This is a genomic window from Streptomyces sp. NPDC087270, assembly GCF_044744625.1.
Lineage (GTDB): Bacteria > Actinomycetota > Actinomycetes > Streptomycetales > Streptomycetaceae > Actinacidiphila.
Genome location: NZ_JBIUYR010000008.1, coordinates 182,349 through 200,394, shown reverse-complemented (window position 1 = coordinate 200,394; position 18,046 = coordinate 182,349). Strand labels below are relative to the sequence as shown.

The 18,046-nt window shown below is 72.7% G+C and carries 17 protein-coding genes; 11 read left to right on the top strand and 6 right to left on the bottom strand.

Translation table 11 applies throughout. The annotated features are described in order from the left end of the window. Positions 1-36: 36 nt before the first annotated feature. Complete coding sequence (locus ACIPAE_RS18265; RefSeq protein WP_402446232.1) at positions 37-624, top strand: hypothetical protein; 588 nt, start codon at positions 37-39, stop codon at positions 622-624. A gap of 139 nt (positions 625-763) precedes the next feature. After that, positions 764-1,813, top strand: a complete 1,050-nt coding sequence (locus ACIPAE_RS18260; protein WP_402446231.1) for an adenosine deaminase — start codon at positions 764-766, stop codon at positions 1,811-1,813. Positions 1,814-1,848: 35 nt separating this feature from the next. On the opposite strand, the gene ACIPAE_RS18255 is transcribed toward ACIPAE_RS18260, so the two are convergent. Beyond that, a complete protein-coding gene (locus ACIPAE_RS18255) occupies positions 1,849-2,295 on the bottom strand; it encodes an anthrone oxygenase family protein (RefSeq protein ID WP_402446229.1) in 447 nt (148 codons plus the stop codon). A 90-nt stretch (positions 2,296-2,385) separates the two neighbouring features. On the opposite strand from ACIPAE_RS18255, the gene ACIPAE_RS18250 reads away from it, so the two are divergent. The 3 genes from ACIPAE_RS18250 to ACIPAE_RS18240 all read left to right on the top strand — a co-directional run bounded on the left by ACIPAE_RS18250 (position 2,386) and on the right by ACIPAE_RS18240 (position 4,108). Beyond that, entirely contained in the window at positions 2,386-2,964 is a 579-nt protein-coding gene (locus tag ACIPAE_RS18250) for a TetR/AcrR family transcriptional regulator (protein ID WP_402446226.1), read from the top strand. Positions 2,965-3,009: 45 nt separating this feature from the next. Further along, on the top strand, positions 3,010-3,231 hold the full coding sequence (locus ACIPAE_RS18245) for a hypothetical protein (RefSeq protein ID WP_402446224.1): 222 nt from the start codon (positions 3,010-3,012) through the stop codon (positions 3,229-3,231). 403 nt (positions 3,232-3,634) lie between these two features. Continuing rightward, positions 3,635-4,108, top strand: a complete 474-nt coding sequence (locus ACIPAE_RS18240) for a hypothetical protein (protein ID WP_402446222.1) — start codon at positions 3,635-3,637, stop codon at positions 4,106-4,108. A gap of 17 nt (positions 4,109-4,125) precedes the next feature. On the opposite strand, the gene ACIPAE_RS18235 is transcribed toward ACIPAE_RS18240, so the two are convergent. Continuing rightward, positions 4,126-5,751: a protein kinase gene (locus ACIPAE_RS18235; RefSeq protein WP_402446219.1), complete on the bottom strand. Its 1,626-nt coding sequence runs from the start codon at positions 5,749-5,751 to the stop codon at positions 4,126-4,128. Between the two features lie 355 nt (positions 5,752-6,106). Between ACIPAE_RS18235 and thrS the strand changes: the two genes are divergently transcribed. Next, complete coding sequence (thrS, locus tag ACIPAE_RS18230) at positions 6,107-7,351, top strand: threonine--tRNA ligase (protein WP_402446497.1); 1,245 nt, start codon at positions 6,107-6,109, stop codon at positions 7,349-7,351. Between the two features lie 24 nt (positions 7,352-7,375). Here the strand turns inward: thrS and ACIPAE_RS18225 are convergent, their stop codons facing one another. From ACIPAE_RS18225 to wrbA, 3 genes are all read right to left on the bottom strand, one after another. Continuing rightward, a complete protein-coding gene (locus ACIPAE_RS18225) occupies positions 7,376-7,606 on the bottom strand; it encodes a hypothetical protein (protein WP_402446217.1) in 231 nt (76 codons plus the stop codon). Between the two features lie 369 nt (positions 7,607-7,975). Then, positions 7,976-8,566 (bottom strand): lytic polysaccharide monooxygenase, encoded by a 591-nt coding sequence (locus ACIPAE_RS18220; RefSeq protein WP_329361396.1) that lies wholly within the window; start codon positions 8,564-8,566, stop codon positions 7,976-7,978. 196 nt (positions 8,567-8,762) lie between these two features. Continuing rightward, complete coding sequence (gene wrbA, locus ACIPAE_RS18215; protein ID WP_328473383.1) at positions 8,763-9,365, bottom strand: NAD(P)H:quinone oxidoreductase; 603 nt, start codon at positions 9,363-9,365, stop codon at positions 8,763-8,765. 325 nt (positions 9,366-9,690) lie between these two features. On the opposite strand from wrbA, the gene ACIPAE_RS18210 reads away from it, so the two are divergent. The 5 genes from ACIPAE_RS18210 to ACIPAE_RS18190 all read left to right on the top strand — a co-directional run bounded on the left by ACIPAE_RS18210 (position 9,691) and on the right by ACIPAE_RS18190 (position 17,017). After that, on the top strand, positions 9,691-10,509 hold the full coding sequence (locus ACIPAE_RS18210) for an MBL fold metallo-hydrolase (RefSeq protein ID WP_402446215.1): 819 nt from the start codon (positions 9,691-9,693) through the stop codon (positions 10,507-10,509). A 505-nt stretch (positions 10,510-11,014) separates the two neighbouring features. Continuing rightward, positions 11,015-12,862: a peptide ABC transporter substrate-binding protein gene (locus ACIPAE_RS18205; protein ID WP_402446213.1), complete on the top strand. Its 1,848-nt coding sequence runs from the start codon at positions 11,015-11,017 to the stop codon at positions 12,860-12,862. 46 nt (positions 12,863-12,908) lie between these two features. Continuing rightward, a complete protein-coding gene (locus ACIPAE_RS18200; RefSeq protein ID WP_328473373.1) occupies positions 12,909-13,862 on the top strand; it encodes an ABC transporter permease in 954 nt (317 codons plus the stop codon). Beyond that, the gene (locus ACIPAE_RS18195; RefSeq protein WP_402446210.1) at positions 13,849-14,880 is read left to right on the top strand and encodes an ABC transporter permease; all 1,032 of its coding nucleotides are present in this window, start codon (positions 13,849-13,851) and stop codon (positions 14,878-14,880) included. The genes ACIPAE_RS18200 and ACIPAE_RS18195 overlap by 14 nt, the downstream gene beginning before the upstream one ends. A 64-nt stretch (positions 14,881-14,944) precedes the next feature. Further along, positions 14,945-17,017 (top strand): ABC transporter ATP-binding protein, encoded by a 2,073-nt coding sequence (locus ACIPAE_RS18190; RefSeq protein ID WP_329361406.1) that lies wholly within the window; start codon positions 14,945-14,947, stop codon positions 17,015-17,017. A 63-nt stretch (positions 17,018-17,080) separates the two neighbouring features. Here the strand turns inward: ACIPAE_RS18190 and ACIPAE_RS18185 are convergent, their stop codons facing one another. Further along, positions 17,081-17,917: an NAD-dependent epimerase/dehydratase family protein gene (locus ACIPAE_RS18185; RefSeq protein WP_402446206.1), complete on the bottom strand. Its 837-nt coding sequence runs from the start codon at positions 17,915-17,917 to the stop codon at positions 17,081-17,083. Between the last annotated feature and the right edge of the window lie 129 nt (positions 17,918-18,046).

Sequence of the window (18,046 nt, the reverse complement as noted above, 5' to 3'; positions counted from 1 at the left end):
CCCGCGCTCCGCCCCGACCTGCCTACCCTGGGGAGCGTGCCGACCTCGACCTACCACGTACGCAAGACCTCCCTCGGGCTGAAGCGCAAGTACCGGATCTCCGCGGACGACGGGACCGGGAAACCGGGGAAGCAGCTCGGTTACGCCGAGAAGCAGCTGAAGATGTCCGACGCGCTGGACATCTACACGGACGAGCGGCGCGGCGAGAAGCTGGTGGCCGTCCGGGAGAGCTCGAAGGGCTGGCTCGCCGCCCTGACCGGATACGAGGCGTTCGACCCCGAGGACCGGCTGCTCGGCTCGTTCGGGGTGCTGCCGAGGAAGTCGGTCGACCGCACCACCTGGGAGTTCGAGCAGCCCGGCCTCGGCAGGCTCACCGGCACCGAGCGCAGCGCCACCACCGCGCGGGCCCGGCGGCTGCTGACGCTGCTCGACACGGCCGGGGAGATCGCCGGCGCCCTGGTGAAGTACCACTTCGACTTCACACGGGACGGCGAGCCGGTGTTCAGCATCGACAAGCCCAAGGTGTTCGACGACTGGTACCGCCTGACCGTGCACGAGGACTCCGTCGACCGGCAGTTGCTCTTCGCCCTGGCGGTGACGATGGAGGCCCGGCAGCGCGGCTGAGCGCGGTGCCGTCCCCGACGGTGCCTTTCAGCCGCCCCCGACTATGCTCGGCCGGTGGCCGGTGGCCCTGGCGAGCGGGCCCGCCTGCCTGTGCTGCCGCGGGAGCTGGTCCTCGCACGGAACTGTACGGAGTCCCACCATGACCGACGCGTTCGTCGCGGCACTGCCCAAGGCCGAGCTGCACGTCCACCTGGAAGGCACGCTCGAACCGGAGATGCTCTTCGCGCTCGCCGCGCGCAACCACGTGGAACTGCCCTGGCCGGACGTCGAACAGGCGCGCGCCGCCTACACGTTCACCGGCTTGGAACACTTCCTGCCGTTGCTGTTCCGGGCCGCCTCGGTGCTGCGTACCCGCCAGGACTTCTACGACCTCGCCCGGTCCTACCTGACCCGCGCGGCGGCCGACGGGGTCCGGCGGGCCGAGATGTTCCTCGGGGTGCAGACGTTCCTCGACGCGGGCACCCCGATCGGCGACCAGCTCGACGCGGTCCTGGCCGCGATCTCCGACGCGCGCACCGACCTCGGCATCGACGGCGCGCTGATCGTCACCAGCCAGCGCCACCGCACCCAGGCCGCCGCGCTGGAGGTGCTGGAGCTGATCGAGCCGTGGCGCGACCGGCTCCTCGGCATCGGGCTCGGCGCGGCCGAGCGCGGCAACCCGCCCGCCAAGTTCGCCGACTACTACGCGACCGCCCGCGCCCGCGGCTACCGCACCACGATCCACGCGGGCGAGGACGGCCCGCCCGAGTACGTCCGCGAGGCGCTGGACATCTGCCGCGCCGACCGGATCGACCACGGCGTCGCCGCCTCGGCCGACCCGGACCTGATGGCCCGCCTCCGCGACGAGGCGGTCCCGCTGACCGTCTGCCCGCTGTCGAACGTCGCCTTGCGCGTCGTGCCGTCCATGGCAGCGCATCCGCTGCCCGCGATGATGGCGGCCGGCCTGCTGGTCACGGTCAACTCCGATGATCCGCCCTACCTCGGCGGCTACGTCAACGACAACTACCAGGCCGTGCACACCGACCTCGGCCTGGACCGGCCCGCGCTGGCGGACCTGGCCCGCAACAGCTTCCGCGCCTCCTTCGACGACCCCCACCGCATCGCCGCCCACCTCGCCGCGGTCGACGCCCACGTGCGCGCGAACCAGCATCCAGGACGCGCGTACCGAGCGGCGTCCGCCGCTCGGTGAGCACGGTCCGTCCCCCACGAGGTCGCGGCGGCGGTTCAGACGAGGGCCGCGACCAGCAGGGTGAAGGCGGCGATGATGACGGCGACGCGGACGTAGTGGAGAAGGAGCCAGCGGTCCATCTGCTCCTTCCAGTCGGCGGGCCGGTTGTCGGGGGTCCAGTTCTTGTTCCGGTTGTTGATCGGGACGAGCAGCAGGATCGACATGACCACGCTGACGATCAGCAGCGCGCCGGCCGTGACGACGAGCCCGGTGTGGTGGTGGTGCCACCTGACGACGGCCCAGACGGCGGTGAGGACGAGCGAGGTGATGTACCAGACCGGCATCACGGCGCCGAGCATCCGGCCCCCGTGCGCGTGGCCTTGTTGCCTGCTGTCCTCGGGGAGCGCGTTGAGGATCGGATTCATGACGAAGGCGACGGAGAACTCCACCCCCACCATCACGCCGACGACCACGGTGGTGAGCACCTCGAGCGCATTGACCATGACGACCCCCTGAGAATCTAGTGTTGCTAGGTGATGAGTCAACGCTAGTACTACTAGAGCTTGCTTGTCTAGCACTGCTAGGATCGGATCATGTCGGTAAAGGAACGCAAGGAGCGCGAACGGGCGGCCCGCGAGCGCCTGATCTTGGCGACGGCCCGCGAACTCGCCGAGCAGCAGGGCTGGGACGCCGTCACCACCCGCCGGCTCGCCGAGCGCATCGAGTACAGCCAGCCGGTCCTCTACAGCCACTTCCGCGGCAAACGGGAGATCATCGGCGCCGTCGCCCTGGAGGGCGCCGCCGAGCTGGCGGCGGCGGTGCGGGCCGCGGCCGCCAGGGCGAACGGCCCGCGCGAGCGGGTCACCGCCCTCGCCCGCGCCTACCTCGACTTCGCCGAGCAGAACCCGGCGGTCTACGACGCCATCTTCCAGCTCGACGGCGGCCTGGCGTTCGCCCAGGAGGAGACCCCCGAGCCACTCAAGGACGCCTTCGCCGCACTGCTGGAGAGCCTGGGCGAGGTCGCCGGGGACGGCGTCCACCCAGGGCTGTTCACCGAGGTCTTCTGGGCCTCCCTGCACGGCCTGGCGACGCTGACCCGGTCAGGCCGCCTCCTCCCGCAGGACGCCGAACCGCGAGTGGCCCTCCTGGTCGACCGCCTCGCCCAGCTCTGACCGCTTAACGCTCTTAACTCCTGCCCCCGTCCCAACGGTACCGCCGTGCGTGGTCGGATGGTCGCCCAGTGCGAGCGCCGGTCCCGAACCGTCCGGTCCCCTCAGGGTGGCGCCGCTCAGGGCAGCACCGGAAAGCGGTACAGCAACCACTTCGCGTCGGCGATCACCATCCGGGACCACGGGATCACGCACTGGCGCGACTGTCTCGCCCCCCTGGCCGTCCTCGACGCGCTCGGCGCCGACGTGCCGGTACGCGCAGCGAACTGACGGAGCGTCACTTCCACGCGACGGCTACGGGGCCGCTGGTTCAATGGCTGCGTGGACGAGGTGGATGGCACAGTGGCGTGGGTCGGTCGTCGCGTGCTGGAGGGCGGTGTCCGGGAGGCGGTGTTCCGTCTGCCCCGCAACGGGAGCACCGTGCCGGGTGTGCTCTGGCTGCCGCCCACCCCGTCCTCCGCACCCCCCGCTCTGGTCCTGCTGGGACACGGCGGCAGCGGGCACAAGAGGAGCGCGCGGGTCACCGGCCTGGCCTGCTGGTTCGCTTCGCAGGTGGGAATCGCCGCGCTCGCCGTCGACGGGCCGTATCACGGCGACCGGGTCCCCCTCGCTGCCGGCCGAGGAGTACCAGCCCCGCATCGTCGAAGAGGGGATCGACGCCGTTCTCGACCGGATGACGGGCGACTGGCTGGCGGTGGTGGATGCCCTCGGGGCCCTGGGCCTCGTGGACACCGCACGCCTCGGCTACCTGGGCCTGTCGATGGGGACACGCTTCGGCCTTCCGTTGGCGGCCGCGCTGGACGACCGCATGCGCTGCGTCGTCCTCGGCAAGTTCGGCCTCCGGCAGGCACCTGGCATGCCCGCCGGCCTGAACGTCCCCCGGCGCGTCGTGGCGGACGCGCGGCGGATCACCGCGCCGGCCCTCTTCCACCTCCAGTGGTACGACGAGATCTTCCCCAGGGAGGGCCAGTTGGCGCTCTTCGAGGAACTCGGATCGCCCGACAAGCAACTGCTCGGCTACGCGGGCGCCCACACGGAGACCGAGCCCGAAGCCGTCGCGTACTGGCGGGACTTCGTCGCGCGCCACCTCCGCGATGCGCCCCCGCCGGGGTCCCCCGTAGGAAGCGCGCCGCGACGAACGTGCTGACGCCGACGCCGGCACGGTCAGCGGGAGAGGTTCGGATAGGCCACGCGGGCCAACCCCTCGGCGATCGAGCAGTCGGATTGCTGCTGACCGGGCGCGTAGGTCAGGTCCGCTGTCCCGAATGACGTCGGCCATGTGACCACGCACATGCCCTGGTCGGCGCGATAGACCTCATAGGCGCCCTTGATGCCCGCGTACGGTTTCGCCGCGGGGTCGCCGGCCCGCGTGTCCGCCATGCTCTCGGTGTCGTAGCCGACCGTGAGGTCCCGGTCCTGGCCCGCCCCCCACTCGCACCACCGGGAGCGCCCACGAACGTCGTCCGTGTGGCGGGTCGGAGGCTCGGGCAACCCGAGTTGTTCGAAGTAATAGTGCGGCACTGCCGCGCAAGGGTCACGCAGGCCGCTCAGCGGGTCGGCGGCATGGTGCCCCGGTGCCCACAGCACGAGTGGGACCACGACGGCGGCGACCACCACGATGCCTCCCACGGCGATGGCCGCGATCCGGCCCGGTTTCGGCCGGCGGGACTCCTGACGTGGTGCGTCCCCGCTCTCGGGTGAGGTTCCGGGCTCGGGTGAGGTTCCGGGCTCGGGTGAGGTTCCGGGCTCGGGTGCGGGTGTGGTCCCAGACGCGGTCTCCACCACGGTGGCGACCGCAGGGTCCCCCGCGGGATCAGCCGCCACGGCAGGGTCCCGGACCGTGGCCGACCCGGTGTCCGGCGCCGCCACCGCGAGATCCGTCGCCGCGAGATCCGGCGCCGCAGGGGCAGGCGCCGCGAGATCAGGCACCGTGCCCACGGCGGTCAGGCCGCTGCCGCGCGGCATGCCCTCCAGCATGGCCTGCGCCGCCGCGACAGTGGGCCGCAGCTCCGGGTCCTTCGCCATCAACTGCGCGATCAGCGGCGCCAGTTCACCGGCTCGGCCTGGCGCCGGCGGCTCGTCCAGCAGCACCGCGGCGAGCGTCGCGGCCGGGGTGCCCCGGCGGAACGGCGATACGCCCTCCAGCGCCTGGTACAGCGTCACCCCCAGCGAGAAGAGGTCGCTCGCCGCCTGCTCGTCCGCGCCTCGGGCCCGTTCGGGCGCGATGTACTCGATCGAGCCGATGAACCCGCCGGCCGCGGTCAGCGCGGTGTCGGCCTGGTGGACCGAGATACCGAAGTCGGTGAGCAGCACCTGGCCGTCGTCGGCCAGCATCACGTTGTCCGGCTTGACGTCCCGATGCACGATCCCGGCGTCGTGGGCGGCGCCGAGCGCCGACAGGAGCGCCGCCGCGACGTTCACGGCCTCCGCCACCGGCAGCGGCCCCCGCGCCGTACCGTGATCGGCCAGCGAGGTCCCGTCGACCAGTTGCATGACCGTCCAGGGCACCCCGTTCTCGACGACCACGTCGTGCACCGTGACGATGTTCGGATGGTTGCGCAGCCTGGCGGCGTTGCGGGACTCCCGCTCGGCGCGTACGACCCGCTCGGCCCGCTCCGCGCCGTTCATCGCCGGCGGCAGCCAGACCTCCTTGACCGCGACCTCGACGCGCAGCGACTCGTCGTGCGCCTGCCAGACCCGCCCGAACCCCCCGGCCCCCAGCCTCCGCACCAACCGGTAACGCCCGCCGACCAGTTGGCCCGGCTGCGCCTCACCCGCCACTGTCCCCACCCGACCCCCGTACGCCGCTCCCGTGCCGCTCCCACGGTACGGCGTCCCCGCCCGTGTCGGGACGGCCCCGGCGCGGAATCCGGCGCGGAAACCGTGGTGGGAACGGTGGCGGAAACCGTTGGCGTACCGCACCGGGACCCTGTTACGGTCCTCCGCATGAAGCGCGCCGCGATGATCGCGATGACGACGACGCCGGAGAGTGTCCCGGCGCGCTGACCGATGTCTTGAGTCCGAAGCCCCGGGGCGATCGCCCCGGGGCTTCGTGCTGCCGCGGGCCGCCCCACCACCGCGGAGAGGCGACACCATGAACGACGTCCCCAGGAACGACCACCACGACGCGGCCGCACCCGACGCCGTGCACGACCACCGCGAACTCGGCCGCGAGCTGGGCCTGTTCGGCACCGATCCGCTGATCGGCGCGGGCCTGCCGTACTGGCTGCCCGACGGCGCGGCGGTGCGGCACGCGCTGGAGGAGTACATCCGCGGCGAGGAACGCGCGGCCGGCTACCGGCACGTGTACTCCCCGGTGCTCGGCAAGCGCGAGCTGTACGAGATCTCCGGGCACTGGGCGCACTACCGCGAGGACATGTTCCCGCCCATGGAGGTCGGCGGCGAGCAGATGGTGCTGCGCCCGAGCCTGTGCCCGCACCACGCGGTGCTCTACCGCTCGCAGTCCCGCAGCTACCGCGAACTACCCTTGCGCATGGCGGAGTTGGGCGGCATGTTCCGCGCCGAACTGTCGGGGGTGCTGGGCGGGTTGACCCGGGTGCGGGCCATCCAGCTCAACGACGCGCACATCTTCTGCACCCCCGGGCAGGTCGAGCAGGAAGCCGCGGGCGCGCTGGAGCTGATCGGGCGCGCCTACGCCGCGATGGGCATCCGCGCGGCCCGCTACCGGCTGTCGCTGCCGGGCCCCGGCGGCAAGTACGCGGCCGCGCCCGAGGCGTGGCAGCGGGCCACCGAGGCGCTGGTCGGCGTGCTGGAGCGGCTGGGCCTGCCGTACGAGGCGGAGCAGGGCGAGGCGGCGTTCTACGGCCCGAAGATCGACGTGCAGGTCGCCGACCACGCCGGGCGGGAGTCGACCCTGTCCACCGTGCAGGTCGACTTCCACCAGCCGGAGCGGTTCGGGCTGCGCTACGTCGGCGCGGACGGGGCGAAGCACCGGCCGGTGATGGTGCACCGCAGCGTCGTCGGCAGCGTGGAGCGCGCGGTGGCGCACCTGGTCGAGGTGCACGGCGGCGCGTTCCCGGCGTGGCTGGCGCCGGTGCAGGTGGCGGTGCTGCCGGTCGGGGCGGAGCAGGCGGCGGACGCGGAGGCGTTCGCCGCGCGCTGTGCGGCACTCGGGCTGCGGGCCGAGGTGTCCCACCCGCACCAGGGCAGCCTCGGCGCCCGGGTGCGGCAGGCGCGCCTGGTGCCGTACCAGGCGGTGATCGGCGCCCGGGAGGCCGCGGCCGGGCTGGTCGCGGTGCGGTTGCGGGACGGTCGGCGGCCCGCGCCGCTGCCCGGTCCTGAGCTGGCGGCGCGGGTCGCCGCGGTGGTCGGCGGTCACGGCGCGCGGCTGTGGGACGAGGGGGCGGAGGCGGACGCCGCGGCGGGGTGAGGGCACGCCGGCCGTGCCCCTCGGCTACGACGGCGGGTGCGCGGCCGGCGCGGGAACGTACGCGGTGAGCGGCAGGTTGCGCAGGTAGAACTGCGACAGGTCGTCCCACACGCGGCGTTCGGCGCCGGCCCCGCCCGGCACCTCGAGCCCGAGGTGGTGCAGCAGGGCGCCCCGGTGCAGGTCGAGGACGACGCGCGCCTCCTGGCCGTAGGCGACCGCGGCCTGGAGGGCGGCGCGGTGGGCGACCCAGGCCACCGGCCAGGCCGCGAGCGCCCGGACCGCGAGCCAGGGGCGGGCCGAAGGCGAGCAGCGCGATCGGCCAGGCGGTGCCGAAGGCGGCGGACGGGCCGAGCCCGCCGACCGTCCCGTCGAAGGCGGTGCGGGCGGAGGTGACGCGGGCGACGGCGTCGGCCGGCAGGAAGGGGCGCAGCCGGGGGAAGACCACGACGGCGTCGATGCCGTAGCGCTCCAGCGGGTAGTACCCGGTGGCGCGCAGCCGGTTGCCGGGGCGGTGGGCAGGCAGCCGTGGGCGAGCGGGGTCGGGCGGCCCACCCGCAGGCAGGCCGGCCGACCCCGCGAAGGCCCGCGACCCGGGCGAGGCCGTCGCGCGGGCGGCCCGGCGGGTCAGAACTGGACGTCCGCGCAGGAGTAGAAGGCGTTGCCGGTGTCGGCGATGGTCCACACGCCGATGATGAGCTGCTTGCCGGTGTGGCCGGTGGGGATCGTGCCCTGGTGGACCACGGTGGCGGGCGGCTGGGCGCCGTTGTAGGGCACGGTCAGGAACGGGGTGGTGTTGATCTCGGAGCGGGTCAGCGGCTTGGTGGGGTCGTAGCTGCTGTTGGTCAGGTAGTAGGAGAAGTCCGTGGTGGAGTGCTCGGCGGTGAGCGTCCACGTGAAGGTGTAGCTCTGGCCGCCGGTCACGTGGGTGGCGGGCCACGCGCCGCCGCGGGGGTCGTCGAGCTGGGAGAAGCGCGCGTTGCCGCCGCTGCAGATGCTGCCGTCGGCGGGGCCGGCGGCCGGGAAGCCCTTGGGGCCTTCGACGCTCTGCGGTTCGTACTGGATGTCGCCGCAGTTCGTCACGGTGCCGGCGGCGCAGAGCGCGGCGCGGCTGGGCGGGGTGCTGATGTAGCCGTGGCTGCTGGCGCTGCCGGTGCTCAGCGCGAACGCGGAGGCGACGCCGACGCCGACCACCGCGGTGGCGATCTTCTTGCGCATGGTGGACTCCAGAGGTGGGGGTACGGTCCAGGTCAGGTCTAGACCAACTCGCACGCTAGCGTCGGTGATTCGCCATGTCCACATCAACTCTCGGCCAATCCCCCGCGCGAACCGGCCGAACCGCCCGAACCGCCCGAACTCCCGGACCGCGCGAACTCCCGGACCGCCCGGCCCGGGAGCTCGCACGCACGGACACTCAGCCCTCCAACCGCCCCGCGATGTCCGCCAGATGCCTGCCCTGGTAGTGCGCCGCGTCCAACGTCGCCTGGTCCGGCCCCTGGCCGCCCCCGCTCGCCCAGCTCGTGCCGTACGGGTTGCCGCCGGCCGCGAAGAGCACCGGGTCGGTGTAGCCGGGCGGCACGATGATGCAACCCCAGTGGTAGAACACGTTGTTCAGCGACAGCAGCGTGGACTCCAGACCGCCGTGCGCGTTCATCGCCGAAGTGAAGCTCGTGGCGGGCTTGTTGTGGAAGACGCCCGCCTGCCACTGCACGCCGGTCTGGTCGATGAACTGCTTGAGCTGGGCGGTGACGTTGCCGAAGCGGGTCGGCGTGCCGAAGGCGTACGCGGTGGCCCACTCCAGATCGGTGAGGGTCGCCTCGGGCACCGCGTCCTTCGTGGCGTCCACGTGCGCGCGCCAGGCCGGGTTGGCGTCGATGGCCGAGTCGGGCGCGAGTTCGGGGACCCTGCGCAGACGCACCTCGGCGTCCCGGCTCTCGGCCCCCTTGGCGACGGCCTGGGCCAGCTGATGGACGTTCCCGGTGGCGCTGTAGTAGATGACGGCAACTCGGACAGCCACGTGCGTTTCTCCGCCCGCTCGACAGTGATGCGGTGTGCGTGCGCCTGCCGCGCGCCGCTACGGCGCCGCCCGGTCGCACTCCCCCAACTCTCCGCGCCCCGACCGCCTCCGGCGGCGACCGGCGGCCCGCGCCGCCCCCGGTTCACCCGTACGGCCGCGCGACGCGGCCGGGAGAGAGGAAGATCGTCGAGCGGCACCTCACACGGCGGCTTCCCCTCCTCACCGGCGCGGGAACGACCGCTGTCGCGCCCCTCGCCGCAACCCTGCTGCCCGGGCGGGCTGCCCCCCGCGTACCGAGCGGCCACGACTACCTGACGGAGATCTCATGCGCCTCACTTCGAGCGGTCCCCTCCACGCCACCTTCGAGTTCGGCGACCTCCGGGTCATCTCCCTGCGGGACGGCCACCTCGACATGCCGCCGACCCTGCTTCGCGACGAGAGCGGGGGCCCGTTCGACACGCTGCCGGACACGGTCCCGCTGGTCGACGGCAACCTGCGGCTGTCGGTCAACGCCTTCCTCGTCAGCGACGGACCCACCTCCGTCCTCATCGACACCGGCGCGTCCGACACCTGGCACTCCACCATGGGATCGCTCTTCGACGCCCTGGACGAAGCCGGAGTCGACCGGGACGGCATCACGGACGTGGCGATCACCCACCGCCACGAAGACCATGTGGGCGGCCTCGTCGCCCCCGACGGCGCGGAAGCGTTCCCCGAGCTCCGGCGCGTGTGGATCGGCGCGGGCGACACCTCCGTCTTCACCGGGCGGCTCGAACCGTTCCGCGACCGCGCCGTCCCCGTCACCCACCCGGCCGCCGTCACCGACCACGTCACGGCCGTTCCGGCTCCCGGGCACACACCCGGTCACACCGTCTACGAGGCAAGGAGCGACGCCGGTCGGCTGCTCGTGTGGGGCGACACCGTTCACGTGCCCTCCTTGCAGTTCGCCCGGCCGGACGTGTCATGGGAGTTCGACAAGGACCAGGCGCAGGCACGCGCGTCGCGACACGCTCTCCTCGACCAACTGGCCGCACCCGCACAGTTCGTGGCCGGCGCCCACCTGGACTCGCCCGGCGTGGGACGCGTGACCCGCGACGGCGCCGCCGGCTACGCGCTCGAATACCTCGCGCCGCCGATCGCCTGACTCCTCACCGCCCGCGCGCCCTCGTTCCGTCGGCTGGAGGCGGCAGCCGCCCTACGACCCCGCCGCCGGCGCCCGCGCCCGTAACTTCCGCCGAGCGGGCGACAGGTCACGCGTCGTCAGCAGGCCAACGGCTCGGCGCCGCGCGGGATTCCCGACCGTGCCGCGCCCGACGGGAACCCCGGGGGCGCCGGGAACCCCGGGAATGTCGGGAACCCCCGGGAATGCCGAGAGCGCCGGGACCCGCGTGCCGCACGAGCAGGTCGAGGTGGACGGGACAGTGACACACTGTCGCAGTACTCCCGCAACATTCGCCCACCATGCTGGTCGTTGATCAACGAGCGCCCTCCCGCAGCGGCGGGAGTTCGGGACATCGACGTTCGTGGCGCTTCAGCCCACGCGGGCCCGGGTAGATCTTTCAAGCCGATGCTTGTCGTGCACCTGCCGTATGCCACGTCTTCATCGGTCCCGATGTGGTGCCGCACGAGTGGGGAGGGCGATGACACGCATGCGCGTGATCCGACGTACCAGAGGTGTCGCGGTGGCGGCGGCCTTGGCGATGGCCGCCGTGGCGTGCACCGGCGGCGGGGGCGGGGGCGACCACGGCTCGATCTCCGATGGCCAGCACGCGACCGCGACGAAGCGCCCGGTGAAGAAGGGCGGCACCCTCACGGTCGCGGAGGTGGCGGCGGTACCCGACTTCATCTTCCCGCTGGTCCCGGCGACCAACCAGAACGGCTGGAACGCCAACCTCACCGAGGCGCTGTGGCCGTACCTCGTCTACCCCGGCGACGGCGCCAAGGCGGAGGTGAACAAGGAGAAGAGCCTGTTCACCTCGCTCGACTACTCGAACGGCGACAAGCGGCTGACCATCCACCTCAAGGACTGGAACTGGTCGGACGGAAAGCCCCTCACCAGCCGGGACTTCACTTTCGTCTACAACCTCCTCAAGGCGAACTCCAAGAACTGGGCCGCGCACCTGCCCGGGCTCTTCCCGGACGACGTGGCGAAGGTGGCCACCCCCGACGCCCATACGGTGGTGCTCGACCTCACCCGGTCGTACAACCCGGACTTCTACACCGACGACGTGCTCAGCACGATCCCGCTGCTCCCCCAGCACGCCTGGGACAAGACCTCCGCCGGCGGCGCGGTCGGCGACCACGACACGACCACCGCGGGCGCGAAGGCGGTCTACTCCTACCTGCAGAAGGAGGGGGCGAAGATCGGCAGCTTCGCCACCAACCCGCTGTGGCAGGTGGTCGACGGGCCCTGGAAGCTCAAGGAGTTCCGCAGCAACGGCTACTACAGCTACGTGCCCAACCCGGCGTACTCCGGTTCCGCGAAGCCGTCGGTCGACAAGCTCGTGATGCAGCCGTTCACCACCGACACCCCGGAGCTCAACGCGCTGCGCTCCGGCAGCTCCCTCGACGTGGCCGGACTGCCGCTCAACGACGTCAAGCAGGCGCAGGCGCTGCGCTCCAGCGGCTACTCGATCGCCAGCGTGCCCATCCCCGGCGTCGCCGGCATCCTGCCGAACCTGTACAACGCCAAGGTCGGCGCGGTGCTGCGGCAGCTCTACGTCCGCCAGGCCATGCAGTACCTGATCAACGGCCCGCAGATCGTCTCCAAGGTCTACAACGGCTACGCGGACCCGGGCAACGGACCGGTGCCGGTCAAGGCCACCGAGACCTGGGCGACCCCGCTGGAGAAGTCCGGCGGACCGTACCCGTACTCGCCGGACAAGGCGAAGTCCCTGCTCCAGGCGCACGGTTGGAAGGTGGTGCCGGGCGGCACCACGACCTGCCAGAGCCCCGGCACCGGCGCCTCCCAGTGCGGCGCGGGGATCAAGGCGGGCCAGCCGCTGACCTTCCAGATGGTCTACTCCTCCGGCCGCGCCACCACCGACGAGCAGGAAGCCGCCATCAAGTCCTCCGAGGCGCAGGCGGGCATCACCCTCAACCTCAAGGCGGAGCCGTTCAACACGCTGCTCGGCACCATGGGCGCCTGCACCGCGCAGTCCCACCCGGCGTCCGGCTGCAGCTGGCAGCTGTCGGACTTCGGCTACGAGCCGTACCCGCTCTACCCCAACGGCACCGGCTTCTTCGACACCGGCGGCTCCGGCAACCTCGGCGGCTACTCCGACCCGACCATGGACAAGCTGATCAAGGCCACCGAGTACGGCGCCTCCTCGCAGGCGTTCTCCACCTACGAGGACTACGCCGCCAAGCAACTGCCGTGGCTGTGGGTGCCGTTGCGCAGCAGCCTGCTGGTGTACCGGAGCAAGCTCCAGGGCGTGGTGCCGCTCAACCCGTTCTCCGGCACGGTCGCCTACGAGGACTGGGCGTACACCTCGTGACGGGCGTACACCTCGTGACGGGCGGGGACCTCGTGACGGGCGCCCGGTGACGGCCTACCTCCTGCGCCGGACCGGTCAGGCGGTCGTGGTGGTGATCGGCGTGATGGTGGTGACCTTCGCGCTGATCCACCTCGAACCGGGCAGCGCCGCGCGGGCCACGCTCGGCATGCGGGCCAACTCCGAGCGGATCGCGGTCTTCAACGCCGCCAACGGCCTGGACCGGCCGTTGGCGGTGCAGTTCGTGGACTTCGTCAAGCAGGCGGCCCAGGGGAACTTCGGCACGTCGTACTCGCTGCACCAGCCGGTGTCCACGCTGATCGCGCAGCGGCTGCCGCGCGACGCGGTGCTGCTCGGGCTGTCCACCGTGGTCGCCCTGGCCGTCGCGCTGCCGATGGGCATCTACCAGGCCGTACGGCGGGACCGCGCGGTGGACCACGTGCTCACCGTGGTGTCGTTCGTGCTGTACTCGATGCCGGACTTCTTCTTCGCGCTGCTGCTGGTCGCCCTCTTCTCGGTGCAGCTGCACGTGCTGCCCTCCCAGGCGCCGCAGGCCGAGTCGGTCGCCGGCATCCTGTCCGACCCGCGCGGCCTGGTGCTGCCGGTGGTGACGCTCTCGCTGGTCACCGTGGCCGGGTTCAGCCGGTACATGCGCTCGTCAGCCATCAGCACGCTCGCCCAGGACTACATCCTGGTGGCGCGCGCCAAGGGGCTGCCGGGCCGGCTGGTGCTGAGCCGGCACGTGCTGCGCAACTCCCTGCTGCCGGTGATCACCGTGCTGGGCCTGTCGGCGCCGGCCATCGTCACCGGCGCGGTGATCGCCGAGTCCGTCTTCAACTACCCGGGCATGGGGCTGCTGTTCTACCAGGCCGCCACCGGCAAGGACTATCCGGTGCTGCTCGGCTCGACGCTGGTGGTCGGCGTGGCCACCGTCGTCGGCAGCCTGCTCGCGGACATCGCCTACAGCCTCCTCGACCCTCGGATTCGCTATGACCACTCATGACACCGGGCCGGCCGCGGCCGGCTCACCGGAGGCGGACCCACCGGGAGGCGGTGCGAAGGGGGCAGGTGCGCCGCAGGCCGATGCGAAGGGGACCGGCGCGCCCCGAGCCGGTGCGACGGAGACCGGTGCGAAGGAGGCCGGCGCGCCCGAGGCCGGCGCCCTGACCGTCCGGCGCGGCTCCGGGCGGCTGTCGGCCGCCGCGTTCCTGCGCAACCCCCGGGCCCTGACCGGGCTGTGCATCGTCGCGGTGGTCGCCGCCTTCTGCTTCATCGGACCCCTGCTGTACCGGACCGACCAGGTCACCGTCCACCTCGACCTCGCCGAACTGCCGCCCGGGGGCGGCCACCCGCTCGGCACCGACGCCTCCGGTTACGACGTGCTCGGCCGGCTGATGGCCGGCGGCCGCTCCTCGCTGGAACTCGGCTTCGCGGTCGCGCTGGCCACCACCGTCATCGGCACCCTGTACGGCGCCTTCGCCGGGTACTTCGGCGGGGTGGTGGACGCGGTGATGATGCGGGCCGTCGACACCTTCCTCGCCATCCCCGGCCTGGTGCTGCTGCTGATCGTGGTCAGCATGTTCACGCCGTCGCTGTGGCTGATCATCGTGGTGATGTCGCTGCTGTCCTGGCTCGCCGCGGCCCGGCTGGTCAGGGGCGAGGTACTGACCCTGCGCACCCGGGAGTTCGTCCAGGCGGCGCGGATGATGGGCGGCACCGGCCGGCGGATCGTGCTGCGCCACCTGGTGCCGAACGCGGCCGGCGTCATCATCGTCAGCGCCACCTTCACCATCGCCGACTCCATCCTCACCCTGTCGACCCTGAGCTTCCTCGGGCTCGGACTGCCGCCGCCGCACGCCGACTGGGGCACGATGCTCACCGGCGGCCTCGACTACCTGTACGACGGGTACTGGTGGCTGGTGTACCCGCCCGCGGTGGTCCTCATCATCACCGTCGTGGCCTTCAACCTGATCGGCGACGCCTTCCACGACGCGCTGGACGTCCGCCTGCAACGCACGTGACCGCTCCGCCGCCGCGCCCGCTCCCGGGCCGGCGGCCGGGGCCGGCGACGAATCGAGGAACGGCATGCCTCCCCTGCTCGACGTCCAGAACCTCACCACCCACATCCGCACCAGTCGCGGTGTCGTACGGGCGGTGGAGGACGTCTCCTTCCACCTGGAGGCCGGCGAGACGCTGGGCCTGGTCGGCGAGTCCGGCTGCGGCAAGTCCATGACCGGCCTGTCCCTGATGGGCCTGCTGCCGCCCGGCGGCCGGCTGCTGGACGGCTCGTCGGTACGGCTGGACGGCCGCGAGCTGGTCGGGCTGCCCGACCACGAGCTGCGCCGGGTGCGCGGCAACGACATCGCGATGGTCTTCCAGGACCCGATGACCTCCCTGGACCCCACCAAGACCATCGGCCACCAGGTCGCCGAACCCGTCCTGCTGCACCGCGGCTGCACCCGGGCCGAGGCCGCCGACCGCGCCGCCGAGGTCCTCGGCCTGGTCGGGCTGCCGCACCCGCGCGAACGCCTCGACGACTACCCGCACCAGCTCTCCGGCGGCCTGCGCCAGCGCGTGCTGATCGCCATGGCGCTGGCCAACGAGCCCCGGGTGCTCATCGCCGACGAGCCCACCACCGCGCTCGACGTCACCATCCAGGCGCAGATCCTCACCCTGCTCGCCGACCTGCGCTCCCGGCTCGGCATGGCGATGATCCTCATCACCCACGACATGGGGGTCACGGCCGGGCACGCCGACCGGGTCAACGTGATGTACGCCGGCCGGATCGCCGAGAGCACCCGCACCGAACGGCTCTTCCGCGGCATGCGCCACCCCTACACCCAGAGCCTGCTGGCCTCGGTGCCGCGGCTGGACCAGGACCCGGCCCGGCAACTGCCCACCATCCCCGGCCTGCCGCCGGACCTCACCGACCCGCCGGCCGGCTGCCGCTTCGCCGACCGCTGCGCGTATGCCACCGATCAGTGCCGCACCGACGAGCCGGTGCTCATCGGTACCGCCGAGCACCGGTACGCCTGCTGGCACCCCACCGACGGGCCCCGGCCGGCCGGCGCCACCGCCGTGGTGCCGCGCCCCGCCGCGCCCGAGGCCAGGACCGCCGCCCCCGAGACGAAGCCGGCCGACCCGGACCGGCCGCTGCTCGAAGCGCACGGCCTGGTGAGGGAGTTCCCGGTGCGCGGGGCCCGGCTGCCCGGGCACGGCCGGCGGGTGGTGCACGCCGTGTCCGGTGTCTCCTTCACGCTCGGACACGGCGAGACCTTCGGCCTGGTCGGCGAGTCCGGCTGCGGAAAGACCACGCTCGGCCGCCTGCTGGTCGGCCTGGACCGGCCCGACGCCGGCACGGTCACCCTGGACGGCACCGACTTCGCGAAGGTACGCGGCCGCGAGCTGCGCCGGCGCCGCCGGGACCTGCAGATGGTCTTCCAGGACCCGTTCTCCTCGCTGGACCCGCGCATGCGGGTCGGCGGCATCCTGCGCGAGCCGCTCCGCATCCAGGGCATCGGCACCGCGCGCGAGCAGAAGGCCCGGGTCGCCGAACTGCTCGCCGAAGTGGGCCTGCCCGAGCGCGGCCTGGACCTCTTCCCGCACGAGTTCTCCGGCGGCCAGCGCCAACGGGTCGGCCTGGCACGGGCGTTGGCGCTCAACCCGCGACTGATCGTCGCCGACGAGCCGGTCTCCGCGCTGGACGTCTCGGTGCGGGCCCAGGTGCTCAACCTGATGAAGCGGCTCCAGGCGTCGCACGGCCTGTCGTACGTGGTCATCTCGCACGACCTCGCCGTGGTCCGCTACCTCGCGGACCGGATCGGCGTGATGTACCTCGGCCGGCTGGTGGAGGTCGGCAGCGCCGACGACATCCACCTGCGCGCCGCCCACCCCTACACCGCGGGCCTGCTGGAGGCCGTCCCGGTGCCGGACCCGGCGGCCGAGCGCGCCAAGCGCGGCGCCGCGATCACCGGCGAACTGCCCAGCCCCGCCGCCCCGCCGTCCGGCTGCCGCTTCCGCACCCGGTGCCCGCTGGCCACCGATCTGTGCGCGGCCGAGGAGCCCGCGCTGCGCTCCTTCGGCCCCGGCCACACCGCGGCCTGCCACTTCCCGCTCCAGCAGCCGGTCCCCGAGGAGCCGGTGCCCGCGCCCGTCTGACCGCCCGCCGTCCCGGCCGGGCCGCGAACAGGGCTCCGGGCAGCCACGGCAGAGCCGAGGCGGCTACGGGCGCCAGGTGTACCGCGGGGTGAACCCGAGCAGTTCGCGGCTGCGGGCCAGGGCGAAGGGGACGGCGAAACCGTCGAGGGGCGTGTCGACGCGGGCGGTGGGGTGGTAGCGGCGCAGCAGTTCCGCGGTCGGTTCCAGGGCGGTGGTGTCGGGCGCGGCGACGTTGATCACCGGGTGCCCCTCGACCGGTGCGGTGAGCGCGGCACCGATCGCGCGGGCGGCGTCGCGGGTGTCCAGCCACCCCCACAGCGAGCCGCGGTCGAAGCCGGGGTCGCGGTGCACCGCGGCCAGGTGGGTGCGCAGCCGCTCGCCGGTGCCGAGGAAGGGGAAGCGCAGCGAGACGACGGTGCCGCCGTAGCGGCGGGCGGTGGTGGCGGCGATGGTCTCGCTGACGTACTTCGACAGGCCGTACACGTCGTCGCCGACGTAGGGGTGGTCCTCGGTGACGGGCACGAAGCGGGGTGCCGCGTCGTGCGCGGAGAACGCCAGCCCCAGCGCGGACAGGCTGGAGATGTTGACGGCGCGGCGGACACCCGCGCGGCCGGCGGCGTCCAGAACCAGGTAGGCGGCCCGGACGTTGTTGCCGAAGACCTCGTCGTGGGGCGCGGCTTCCGGTGAGGGCAGCGCGGCGGCGTGCACGACGGCGTCGACGCCGTCGAGGAGTCCGGTCAGCCGGGTGGGGTCGAGCAGGTCCCCGCCGGCGACCTCGTCGGCGGTCGCGGGGCCCGGGGCGGTGCGGTCGTGGGCCCGTACGGTGTGCCCCGACTCCCGCAGGTGCGTGACGACTTCGCGGCCGAGCAGGCCGCCCGCGCCGGTGACCAGAACCTTCACGGTGGCTTCTTCCTCTCGGTGGCGCCGACGGTCACACCGCCCGCGGACCGGACGAATGTTGCGTTCTTGCGCGATGACAAAAGCAATATGACGTTGCCGTGCGGGAAACGTAACATGACCCCGTCCGCT